This window comes from Collinsella sp. SGI.095 (assembly GCF_050314535.1).
Taxonomy (GTDB): domain Bacteria; phylum Actinomycetota; class Coriobacteriia; order Coriobacteriales; family Coriobacteriaceae; genus Collinsella.
This window is the reverse complement of the sequence record NZ_JBNPNG010000002.1, coordinates 1-12,250: the sequence shown is the minus strand read 5'-3', so window position 1 is coordinate 12,250 and position 12,250 is coordinate 1. Positions and strand designations below refer to the sequence as shown.

The following is a 12,250-nucleotide window of genomic DNA, read 5'->3' as shown; positions in this document are numbered from 1 at the left end:
TTTACCCCACCGATACAAAAAAGGCCGCAACCCTTAGGGCTGCGGCCTTACAAATCGCACTATCGAGCAAAAAGCCTAGAGCTTGATGTCGATGTCGACGCCAGCGGGAAGGTCGAGACGCATGAGCGAATCAACGGTGCCCGAGGTGGGGTCGAGAATGTCGATGAGGCGCTTGTGGGTGCGCATCTCGAACTGCTCGCGGGAGTCCTTGTCCTTGTGCGGGGAGCGGATGACCGTGTAGAGGTTGCGCTCGGTGGGCAGGGGGACAGGACCGGAAACGCGAGCGCCGGTCTTCTGAGCGGTCTCGACAATGAGCTTCGCGGACTGATCGACGACCTCGTGATCGTAGCCCTTGAGGCGAATGCGGATCTTCTGGGTAGCCAACTTAAACCTCCAAAGAGTGCGAGAGATGTTCTCGCGGATTACGTAACAGGGAGCTCGAACTTAGGCGTTCTTGCTCATGACCTCGTCCACGATGGACTTGGGCGCAGGCTCATAAGAGTCGAACTGCATCGTGTAGGATGCACGGCCCTGGGTCTGGGAGCGAAGGTCGGTAGCGTAACCGAACATCTCGCCCAGCGGCACCTTGGCACGGATGAGCTTGGTGTTCTTGCGATCCTCCATGCCCTCGATCTTGCCGCGGCGACCGGAGAGGTTGCCCATAACGTCGCCCATGTACTGCTCGGGGGTCTCGACCTCGACAGCCATGATCGGCTCGAGCAGCTGCGGATCGGACTTCTTGAGGGCGTCCTTGATAGCCATGGAACCGGCGATCTTGAAGGCGGCCTCGGAGGAGTCGACCTCGTGGTAAGAACCGTCGAACAGGGTGACCTTAACGTCGAGGACCGGGAAGCCGGCGATAACACCGGTGTTCAGGGCCTCCTGGATGCCCTTGTCGATGGACGGGATGTACTCCTTGGGCACGACGCCGCCGACGATAGCGTTGACGAACTCGTAGCCGAAGCCCTCCTCCATCTTCTCGAGCTTGATGACGGCGTGGCCGTACTGACCGCGACCGCCGGACTGACGGACGAACTTGCCCTCAGCCCTCTCGACGTCGTGACCAGCGGTCTCGCGGTAGGCAACCTGGGGCTTACCGACGTTAGCGTCAACCTTGAACTCACGGAGCAGACGGTCAACGATGATCTCGAGGTGCAGCTCGCCCATGCCGGCGATGATGGTCTGGCCGGTCTCGTGGTTGGTGGACACCGTGAAGGTCGGGTCCTCCTCGGCGAGCTTGGTCAGAGCCAGGGACATCTTGTCCTGCTCGGCCTTGGTCTTGGGCTCGATGGCAACGTCGATAACGGGCTTAGCGAACTCGATCTTCTCGAGGACGATCTCCTTGCCCTCGGCGCACAGGGTGTCACCGGTGGTGGAGTTCTTGAAGCCAACGCAAGCGACGATGTCGCCGGCGCAAGCGTCATCACGGTCGATACGCTCGGCGGCGTTCATCTCGAGGATGCGGCCGAGGCGCTCGCGCTGACCGTTGGAGGCGTTGACCACGTAGGAGCCGGACTCGGCGCGACCGGAATAAACGCGGACGTAGGTGAGCTTACCGACGAACGGGTCGGTCATGATCTTGAAGACCAGGCCAGAGAAGGGCTCGTCGAAGGAGGGATGACGCACGATCTCCTCGCCGGTTTCCGGATCGGTACCGGTGACGGCCTCAACGTCGAGCGGGCTGGGCAGGTAGTCGACGACAGCATCGAGCAGCTCCTGAACGCCCTTGTTCTTGTAGGCGGAGCCCACAAAGACGAGGTTGAGCTCGTTGGCCAGAACGCCCTTGCGCAGAGCAGCCTTGAGCTCCTCGACGGTGAAGTCCTCCTCCATGAGGATCTTCTCCATGAGCTCGTCGTCAAAGCTGGCAGCGGCGTCGAGGAGCTCCTCGCGCTTGGTGGCAGCGATGTCGGCGAACTCAGCCGGGATCTCGTCCATCGGCTCGGGGTAGGTCATGCCCTTCTCGTCGGCCTTGAAGTCCCATGCAGTCATGGTGACCAGGTCGATGACGCCCCAGAAGTTGTCCTCGGCGCCCATCGGGACCTGAGCGGCCACGGCGTTGGCGTCGAGACGATCCTTCATGGTCTCGATAGCGTTGAAGAAGTCAGCGCCCACGCGGTCATACTTGTTGATGAAGGCGATGCGGGGAACGTTGAAGGTAGAAGCCTGACGCCAAACGGTCTCAGACTGGGGCTGGACGCCGGCAACGGCGTCGAAGACGGCGACAGCGCCATCGAGGACGCGCAGGCAGCGCTCGACCTCGGCGGTGAAGTCAACGTGGCCCGGGGTGTCGATGATCTGGATGCGGTAGTCCTTACCGTCCTTGTTCCAGAAGCACGTGGTAGCAGCGGAGGTAATGGTTACGCCGCGCTCCTGCTCCTGAACCATCCAGTCCATGGTGGCAGCGCCCTCATGGACCTCACCGATCTTGTGGGTCTTACCGGTGTAGTAAAGAATACGCTCGGTCGTGGTGGTCTTACCGGCATCGATGTGGGCCATGATGCCGATGTTACGGGTATCGGAAAGCTTGTGCTTAGCCTTAGCCATGTTAGTTCCTTACCTTAACTTACCAACGATAGTGAGAGAACGCGCGGTTGGCCTCGGCCATCTTGAAGACGTCCTCACGCTTCTTGACGGAAGCGCCCAGGCCGTTGGAAGCGTCCAGAATCTCGTTTGCGAGACGCTCAGCCATGGTCTTCTCCTTGCGGGCGCGGGAGAAGTTGACGATCCAGCGGATGCCCAGAGCGGTGGAACGACGGGAGTTGACCTCCATCGGGACCTGATAGGTAGCGCCACCGACACGCTTGGGCTTAACCTCGAGCGTGGGCTTGACGTTGTCCATAGCCTTCTTGAAGGTAGCGAGAGCGTCGCCACCCTCGGACTTCTCGGCAACGATCTCGAAAGCGGTGTAAACGATGCGCTCAGCGGTGGCCTTCTTGCCGTCAAGAAGGACCTTGTTGATGAGCTGAGTCACCAGGCGGTTGTTGTAAACGGCGTCAGGCTGAACCTCACGACGATTAGCTGCTGCACGACGCGGCATGTGAAATCTCCTTAAGTGTCTACCGTGCGGCGCTTAGGCGGCACACGGCGAAAGTATCAAAACGTTATCTGGCTTATTTGGCCTTGGGGCGCTTAGCACCGTACTTGGAACGGGCCTGCATACGGTTCTGGACCGGAGCAGCATCGTAGGCGCCACGGATGACGTGATAACGGACACCAGGGAGGTCACGAACACGACCGCCGCGGACGAGCACGATGGAGTGCTCCTGCAGGTTGTGGCCCTCACCCGGAATGTAAGCAGTAACTTCGATGCCGTTGACGAGGCGAACACGGGCAACCTTACGAAGAGCCGAGTTCGGCTTCTTGGGGCTCGTGGTGAAGACGCGGGTGCACACGCCGCGCTTCTGGGAGTTGTGCTGCAGAGCAGCGTTCTTGGACTTCTTGGGCGCGGAACGACGGCCCTGGCGAACCAGCTGGTTAATAGTAGGCAAAGCGTACTCCTTCTCGAATGATTCCAGCTTTCTGTAAAGTGCAACGGCTTGAATCGAGGGGTCAGCATCCCCCTACGAAACACGCAGTTCGATAGGATACGTGCCGTTAGCTGTGTCGTCAACAGACCACGCCGCCGGGCGTATCCTAAAATAGCCACATTTCCGCAAAGCCTACACAAAAGGAATCCCCTCCTGTGCGCGAGGGCGGATTTCCGGTCCGGGCGGCCCTGGGGTTAAGTTTGCTGCTCTACAGTCCTGGCTCGCACGGAGGCCACATTAAGTAGCCTCCGGCTCGTGCGGAACTCGCGACAAACTTAACCCCTGGGCCGCCCGTCCCGGGAATCCTACGTACTCGTCAGGGCAACGTTCCTCAACAAAAAAGACCCGCTTCCCTGTTGGGGAGCGGGTCTTTGGAAGGGCGGTTAACGTACTGGGAAATTACTCCCCGTCGTTGTCCTTGGCCTCTTCGGCGTCGTCGGTGTCCACGAGCTGGTTGAGCAGCTCGTCGAGGGAAGCCATGTCCTCGTTGATGGCACCGTTGGCGGAAGCCTTCTTGTCGTCGATCGGGGCGCCCAGGAGCTCCTCGTCGGCATCGGCGTGATGCGTCGGAGCGGAGGTGCCCAGCAGGATGTCGTCCGGACCGTCGGGGCTAAAGACCATCTGCAGCAGCTGCGAGAGGTCTTCCTCGTCGGCAACGTCGTCGTTGTTCTCGAGGATGTAGAGCAGGTCGTGGGCCTCGAGGCCGTCGCGGAGCTCCTCGATCGCCTTGGCACCGATGCCATCGATGCGCAGCAGATCCTCCTCGGACTTGCCAACCAGGTCGCCGACCGTCTCGATGCCGACCTCGCTGAACTTGTTGGTCCAGCGCTGCGACACGCCCAGGTCGTCGAACAGGTACAGGCGAGCCTTCTCGGCGGAGATGGTGTGGCCGTTGCGGGTGAACGAACCGTCGGCACCGCCAAACTCGTCGTAGCCGGCCCAGTCGAGCTGCTGTGGGAGCCGCTCGTCCAGGTCCTTGAGCTCCACGGGAGCCCACTCGGGCAGTGACTTGGCGTTGGGCGAAGCCGGACCATCGATGTCCACGTAGCCGTCGGCCGTGCGATACGTCAGCTTGGCGTTAGCGTACGGCTTGAGGCCGGTACCAGCCGGGATCTTCTTACCGACGATGACGTTGGACTTAAGGTCGAGCAGGTGGTCGACCTTGCCCTCAATAGCGGCCTCGGTAAGGACGCCGGCGGTACGGATGAACGAAGCGCTCGACAGCCAGGAGTCGATGTTGGACGCAACCTTGAGCGTACCCAAGATGACGGGCTCAGCCACAGGAGCCTGACCGCCCAGACGGGCAACGCGCTCGACCTCGTCGGCGAACTCGTAGCGGTCGACGTACTGACCAAGCAGGTACTTGGAGTCGCCGGGGTTGGTGATCTGAACGCGACGCAGCATCTGACGTGCGAGCACCTCGATGTGCTTGTCGTTCAGGTCGACGCCCTGGCTGGTGTAGACGTCCTTGACGCTCTCGACGAAGGTGTGCATCGTCGACTCGATGTCGGTCAGCTTGCGCAGGTTGCGGAAGTTGACGAAGCCCTTGGTGATCTGGTCGCCGGCGCGAACCTCGCAGCCGTCCTCGATCTCGGGCATAAAGCGCACCGAAGCGGGGACGCGACGCTCGTCGAGGACACGGGTGTGATCCTCGGAGTCGGTGAGCGTCAGCACGTACTCGGACTTCTCGGGCTTAATCGAGAGGTGGCCGGAGTACGGAGCCAGCTCGGCCTCGCGACCCAGGATCTTCTCGTTGACGTTGCCGACGATATCGAACATACGGCTGACCGTAGGCAGACCCTGCGTAATATCGTCGACGCCAGCGACGCCGCCGGAGTGAATGGTACGCATCGTAAGCTGCGTACCGGGCTCGCCGATGGACTGGGCGGCAATAATGCCGACTGCGGTACCGATGGCGACCGGACGACGGGTGGAAAGATCCCAGCCGTAGCACTTCTGGCACACGCCGTACTTGGAGCGGCAGGTGAGCAGCGCGCGAAGCTTGACCTTCTTAAGGCCCGCATCGACCATCTTTTGGATGTCGGCGACCTTCTCGATATAGCCGTCCTGCTCAAAGAGCACGGTGCCATCGGGAGCCACGACGTCCTCAATAAAGCAACGGCCGACAAGATCGGTGTTGAGGTCGGTGGTGCCGGGAATGATGAGGTTGTAGGTGACGCCCTCGTGCGTACCGCAGTCCTCCTCGCGGACGATGACGTCCTGGGCCACGTCGACCAGACGACGGGTCAGGTAGCCAGAGTCCGAGGTGTGGGATGCGGTATCGACCAGGCCCTTACGGGCGCCGTAGGTCGAAATGAAGTACTCGAGCGGCAGCAGGCCCTCGCGGAAGTTCGCCTTAATGGGAAGGTCGATCGTCTCGCCGGACATATCTGCCATCAGGCCACGCATGCCGCCGAGCTGACGCAGCTGGGTCTTAGAACCACGGGCGCCGGAGTCGGCCATCATGTACAGCGGGTTCTCCTCGTCGAACATGTCGAGCATGAGCGCTGCGACCTTGTCGGTACAAGCGGTCCACTCGTTAACGACTTCGATGTGGCGCTCCGTCTCGTTGATGAAGCCCTCCTCGAAGTACTCGTTGATCTGGTCGACGTTGGCCTGGGCGCGGTCGAGCAGCTCCTGCTTCTCGGCAGGGATGAGAGCGTCCCACACCGAGATGGTGAGGCCGGCGCGGGTAGCGTAGTGGAAGCCGGAGTACTTGATAGAGTCGAGGATCGGGCCGACCTTGGCCTCGGGGTAACGATCGCAGCAGTCGGCAACCAGCTTGGCCACATCGCCCTTGACCATCTTGTAGTTCATAAACTCGTAGTCTTCGGGCAGGCACTGGCGGTTGAAGATGATGCGGCCGATAGAAGTCTCGAAACGTGCGGTCTTGTTACCGGTGACATCGTAGTCGACGAACTCGTTCTTGCCGTTCTTGACGCGGAAGATACGGGTGCCGTCCTCGTTGATGACGTTGGCGTTCTCGGCGGACACACGGACCTGAATCTTGGCCTGCATGTCGACCTCGGAGCGGCAGTCATAGGCGTGCAGCGCGTCGTCGAAGCTCGAGAACACGTGGTTCTCGCCCGGCAGACCGTCGCGGACCTGGGTCAGGTAGTACACACCAATGATCATGTCCTGCGAGGGGATGTTGACCGGCTTGCCGGATGCCGGCGAGCGCAGGTTGTTCGCAGAGAGCATGAGCACGCGGGCCTCGGCCTGAGCCTGGCTGGACAGCGGCACGTGGACAGACATCTGGTCGCCGTCGAAGTCGGCGTTGAAGGGCGCGCAGACCAGCGGGTGCAGGTGGATAGCCTTGCCCTCGACCAGCACCGGCTCAAAGGCCTGGATGGACAGACGGTGCAGGGTCGGTGCACGGTTGAGCAGCACGACACGGCCGTCGATGACCTCTTCGAGGATGTCCCACACAAAGGTGGCACCGCGGTCGATAGCGCGCTTGGCGCCCTTGATGTTCTCGACCTTGCCAAGCTCGACCAGGCGCTTCATGACGAAGGGCTTGAAGAGCTCCAGCGCCATGGTCTTGGGCAGACCGCACTGGTGCAGCAGCAGCTTGGGGTCGGTAACGATTACCGAACGTCCGGAGTAGTCGACACGCTTGCCCAGCAGGTTCTGGCGGAAACGGCCCTGCTTGCCCTTGAGGGCCTCGGCGAGCGACTTGAGCGGGCGACCACCACGGCCAGAGACCGGGCGCCCACGGCGGCCGTTGTCGAACAGGGCGTCCACGGACTCCTGGAGCATGCGCTTCTCGTTGTTCACGATGATCGCAGGGGCGTCCAGGTCGAGCAGGCGCTTGAGTCGGTTGTTACGGTTGATCACGCGACGATACAGGTCGTTGAGGTCGGACGCGGCGAAGCGGCCGCCGTCGAGCTGGACCATCGGGCGCAGATCGGGCGGAATGACCGGGATGACATCCAGAATCATGTTCGCGGGGCTGTTGCCGCCCTTCAGGAAGGCGTCAACGACCTCGAGGCGCTTGACGGCCTTCTCGCGCTTCTGCTTCTGAGAGTCCTCGTCGGCGATGATGGCCTTGAGCTTCTCGGCCTCGGAGGGGAGGTCGATGGCAGCGAGCAGGTCGCGGACGGCCTCGGCACCCATGCCACCCTTGAAGTACATGGAGTAGTAACGGGTCATCTCGCGGAACAGCGGCTCATCGGAGATGAGATCGCGCTCGGTGAGCTTCATGAAGGCGTTGAAGGCGTCCGTGCGGAGCTGCTTCTCGTCCTTGCACTCTTCCTCGATGTCGACGATGCCGGAGGCGATCTCCTCGGGGGTCAGCGGCTCCTCGTCGGAGAACTCGTCAAAGTTCTCGGGGTTGCCCTGCTCCTTGAGGGACTCGATCTGGCGGGCGCACTCGGCATCGATCTCTTCCAGATCGGCGGCGAGCTCCTCGCGCAGGTCGTCAGCGTCGGCCTCGCGAGCCTCGTAGTCGACCTCGGTGATGATGTAGCTGGCAAAGTACAGAACCTTCTCGAGGTCCTTGGACTTGATGTCGAGCATACGGCTCATCGGGAAGCTCGTGGGGCTCTTGAAGTACCAGATGTGGGACACGGGAGCGGCGAGCTCGATATGGCCCATGCGGTCGCGACGCACCTTGGCCGAGGTGACCTCGACGCCGCAGCGCTCGCAGACGATGCCCTTAAAGCGGATGCCCTTGTACTTGCCGCAGGAGCACTCCCAGTCCTTGGCGGGACCGAAGATCTTCTCGCAGAACAGGCCGTCCTTCTCGGGCTTGAGGGTACGGTAATTGATGGTCTCCGGCTTCTTGACCTCACCGTGCGACCAGGAACGGATCTGGTCGGCGGAGGCAAGGGAGATCTTTACCGAGTCAAATTCAGTAGCTTCGAAATCTGCCACAGTCAACTACTCCTTATCAGTGGTCGTGGCGGCGACAGCCTCGGGTGCCTCGGCGGTCTCGGCATCCTGGGCCTCGACGTCGGCGTCAACGCCGGCGAGCGCAGCCAGGTCATCGAGGGCAGAGGTCTCCTCGGCGGTCACGGGGGCGGAGGCGTCCTCGTCGGCATCGCGCATGGGCTCGATGTCCAGTGCGAGGGAACGGATCTCCTTGACGAGAACCTTGAAGGACTCGGGGATACCCGGAACCGGGACGTTCTCGCCCTTGACGATGGACTCGTAGGTCTTGACGCGGCCCACGGTATCGTCGGACTTGACGGTCAGGATCTCCTGCAGGACGTTGGAAGCACCGTATGCGTACAGTGCCCAAACTTCCATCTCGCCGAAGCGCTGGCCGCCGAACTGGGCCTTGCCGCCCAGCGGCTGCTGGGTAACCAGGCTGTAAGGGCCAGTCGAACGGGCGTGGATCTTGTCGTCGACCATGTGACCGAGCTTGAGGATGTAGGACGTACCCACGGTAATGGGCTCGCGGAACTCCTCGCCGGTGCGGCCGTCAAACAGGCGGGTCTTTCCGCGCTCGTCAAGCTGGGTGACAAACTCGGGGCGCATGTGATCGCCAAAGGCAGCGGTGGCCTTGTTGAGCATATTCTTGTTGGCACGACGGATGACCTCGGCGATCTCGTCCTCCTTGGCGCCGTCGAAAACGGGCGTCGCGGTAAAGAACGGACCGGGGACGTACTTGTCGGAATCGGCATCCTCGGTATCCCAACCGCAGGCAGCAGCCCAGCCAAGGTGGCACTCGAGCAGCTGGCCGACGTTCATACGCGAAGGAACGCCCAGCGGGTTGAGGATAACGTCGATCGGGGTACCGTCAGCCATGTAGGGCATGTCCTCGACCGGCAGAACGTTACAGATAACACCCTTGTTGCCGTGGCGGCCGGCAATCTTATCGCCCTGCTGGATCTTACGACGCTGGGCGACGTAGACGCGCACCTGCTCGTTGACGCCGGGGGCCAGGTCGTCGCCGTTCTCGCGGCTAAAGCGGACGACGTCGATGACGCGGCCGTAAGCGCCGTGAGGCATCTTAAGGGAAGTGTCGCGAACGTCGTGAGCCTTGGCACCGAAGATGGCGCGCAGCAGGCGCTCCTCGGCAGTCAGAGCGCTCTCGCCCTTAGGGGTAACCTTGCCGACCAGGATGTCGCCAGGGCCGACCTCAGCGCCGATGCGGATAATGCCGTCCTCATCGAGGTTGGCAAGCATGTCCTCGGAGAGGTTCGGGATCTCGCGAGTGATCTCCTCGGGGCCGAGCTTGGTATCGCGGGCGTCGATCTCGTGACGGGTGATGTTGATGGTCGTCAGCAGGTCCTCGGCCACCAGGCGCTCGGACACGACGATACCGTCCTCGTAGTTGAAGCCTTCCCACGGCATGTAGGCCACGGTGAGGTTCTGGCCCAGTGCGAGCTCGCCGTGATCGGTCGAAGGACCGTCGGCCAGAGGCTCACCCTGCTCAACGGTGTCGCCGACGCGCACGAGCGGGCGGTGGTTGATGCAGGTGGACTGGTTGGAGCGCTGGTACTTGGCCAGGTGATACTCGTCCATGCCGCCAGCATGCTTGACGACAATCTTGGAGGCGTCGGCAAAGATGACCTCGCCGGCGTTCTTGGCCAGGGTGACCTCGCCAGAGTCCAGGGCGGCGCGACGCTCCATGCCGGTACCGACATAGGGAGCGGCGGGGTGAACCAGCGGCACGGCCTGACGCTGCATGTTGGCGCCCATGAGCGTACGCTTAGCGTCGTCGTGCTCGAGGAACGGGATCAGCGTGGCTGCGACGGAGAGCATCTGGCGCGGCGAGACGTCCATGTAGTCGACGTCCTCGACGGGCACGTCGGCGGGAGCGCCGAAGGAGCCGTCGAAGTCGCGGGTACGGGCGATCACGGAATGCGGACGGACGATCTTGCCCTCGGCATCGGTCGTGATGAACTCGTTGGTCTTGGGATCGAGCGGCGTGTTGGCCGGCGCGATAACGTGCTTCTCCTCCTCGTCAGCGGTCATCCAGTCGATCTGGTCGGTGGCAACGCCGTTCTCGACGCGGCGGAACGGGGCCTCGATGAAGCCATACTCGTTGACGCGGGCGTAGAGGGCAAGCGAGCCGATCAGGCCGATGTTGGGGCCTTCGGGGGTCTCGATCGGGCACATACGGCTGTAGTGCGAGTTGTGAACGTCGCGGACGGCCGTCGGCACGTTGGTGCGGCGGCTGGAGCCCGACTTGTGGCCGGCAAGACCGCCAGGGCCGAGTGCGGACAGACGGCGCTTGTGGGTCAGACCGGTCAGAGGGTTCGCCTGGTCCATGAACTGCGAGAGCTGCGAGGAACCGAAGAACTCCTTGATGGAGGCCACGATCGGGCGGATGTTGATGAGCGACTGCGGGGTAATCTCGTCGATGTCCTGGGAGCTCATGCGCTCACGGACGACGCGCTCCATACGGCTCATGCCGATACGGAACTGGTTGGCGACGAGCTCGCCGACGGTGCGGATACGGCGGTTGCCAAAGTGGTCGATGTCGTCAACCTTGAAGCCCTGCTCGCCGGCAGCGAGGGACAGAAGGTAGCGCAGCGTAGCGACGATATCCTCGTCGGTGAGCACCGTGACCTCTTCCTCGGTAGTGAGGTTGAGCTTCTTGTTGACCTTGTAGCGACCGACGCGGGCCAGGTCGTAGCGCTGCGGGTTGAAGAGCAGGCCCTCGAGCAGGCTGCGGGAAGCATCCACGGTGGGAGGCTCGCCCGGGCGCAGGCGACGGTAGATCTCGATAAGAGCATCCTCGCGGGTAAGGGCGGTATCGCGCTCGAGGGTGCGCTTGATCACATCGGAGTTGCCGAGCAGCTCGATGATGTCGTCGTTGGTGACGGCGATGCCAAGGGCGCGCAGGAACATCGTGGCGCTCTGCTTGCGCTTACGGTCGATGGAGACCATGAGCTGGTCGCGCTTGTCAACCTCAAACTCAAGCCAGGCACCGCGGGACGGGATGATCTGAGCCTTGTAGATCTGCTTGCCCGAATCCATCTCGGAGCTGAAGTACACGCCCGGGGAACGGACGAGCTGCGAGACGACGATACGCTCGGTACCGTTGATGATGAAGGTGCCCTGATCGGTCATCATGGGGAAGTCGCCCATAAAGACGAGCTGCTCCTTGATCTCGCCGGTCTCCTTGTTAGTGAGACGGACGTCGGTCAAAAGCGGAGCCTGATAGGTCATATCCTTCTCGCGGCACTCCTCGACGGTGTGCGCGGGGTCGCCAAACTGATGCTCGCCGAAGGTAACCTCGAGAACATGGTTCTGGCTCTGGATGGGGCTGGATTCCTTAAACGCCTCACGAAGGCCCTCGTCCTTAAAACGCTCAAAGGATTCCCTTTGAACAGAGATAAGGTTGGGGAGCTCCATGGCCTCCGGGATTTTCCCGAAGCTGACGCGCTTGCGCTCAGTGGCAGTGTATGCGTAGGTCACCAGGTTTTTCCTCCTTCACGGAAATGCTCGGTGGGTTGGCGAGGCATAGCTTCGCCAGTTATCGCAACCTAATAGTTTATCAGGTACCGACCGTTGGGCAAGAAAAGCCTTGACGCGATTGAGTTTTTGGAGTAGCAAAGTTTTTTGACAGAAAATGCCGAGGTAGATGTGCGTATATCGAACATATGTTCATATATTTTCTGTGAACAGAGTTACTGATGCGCGTCGCTGAATGGCGGAATGGCAGCGAAGGCTGATCGGGCGGAAATTGTGTCCCGTTTTGAGGCCTCAAACTGGGTCGTAGTTTCCGATTGAGCCCCGTTTGGGAAACTGTATCCCGTTCTGAGCCG

6 protein-coding genes are annotated in these 12,250 nt (G+C 61.6%); all 6 read right to left on the bottom strand.

Annotation, left to right across the window (positions count from 1 at the left end):
• Window positions 1-75: 75 nt before the first annotated feature.
• A complete protein-coding gene (gene rpsJ, locus ACQRCA_RS00890; protein ID WP_427717612.1) occupies window positions 76-384 on the bottom strand; it encodes a 30S ribosomal protein S10 in 309 nt (102 codons plus the stop codon).
• Between the two features lie 60 nt (window positions 385-444).
• Window positions 445-2,544 (bottom strand): elongation factor G, encoded by a 2,100-nt coding sequence (gene fusA, locus ACQRCA_RS00885; RefSeq protein WP_154514697.1) that lies wholly within the window; start codon window positions 2,542-2,544, stop codon window positions 445-447.
• 19 nt (window positions 2,545-2,563) lie between these two features.
• Complete coding sequence (gene rpsG, locus ACQRCA_RS00880) at window positions 2,564-3,037, bottom strand: 30S ribosomal protein S7 (protein ID WP_006235013.1); 474 nt, start codon at window positions 3,035-3,037, stop codon at window positions 2,564-2,566.
• A 73-nt stretch (window positions 3,038-3,110) separates the two neighbouring features.
• The gene (gene rpsL, locus ACQRCA_RS00875) at window positions 3,111-3,488 is read right to left on the bottom strand and encodes a 30S ribosomal protein S12 (RefSeq protein WP_154514699.1); all 378 of its coding nucleotides are present in this window, start codon (window positions 3,486-3,488) and stop codon (window positions 3,111-3,113) included.
• A 438-nt stretch (window positions 3,489-3,926) separates the two neighbouring features.
• Window positions 3,927-8,402, bottom strand: coding sequence for a DNA-directed RNA polymerase subunit beta' (locus tag ACQRCA_RS00870; protein ID WP_370450532.1), 4,476 nt, complete (start codon window positions 8,400-8,402; stop codon window positions 3,927-3,929).
• A gap of 6 nt (window positions 8,403-8,408) precedes the next feature.
• A complete protein-coding gene (locus ACQRCA_RS00865) occupies window positions 8,409-11,837 on the bottom strand; it encodes a DNA-directed RNA polymerase subunit beta (protein ID WP_427717857.1) in 3,429 nt (1,142 codons plus the stop codon).
• Window positions 11,838-12,250 lie beyond the last annotated feature (413 nt).

Bases quoted from the DNA above. Each gene is read 5' to 3' on its own strand.
- fusA (WP_154514697.1), bottom strand. From the start codon at position 2,544: ATGGCTAAGGCTAAGCACAAGCTTTCCGATACCCGTAACATCGGCATC.
- ACQRCA_RS00865 (WP_427717857.1), bottom strand. From the start codon at position 11,837: ATGGAGCTCCCCAACCTTATCTCTGTTCAAAGGGAATCCTTTGAGCGT.
- rpsG (WP_006235013.1), bottom strand. From the start codon at position 3,037: ATGCCGCGTCGTGCAGCAGCTAATCGTCGTGAGGTTCAGCCTGACGCC.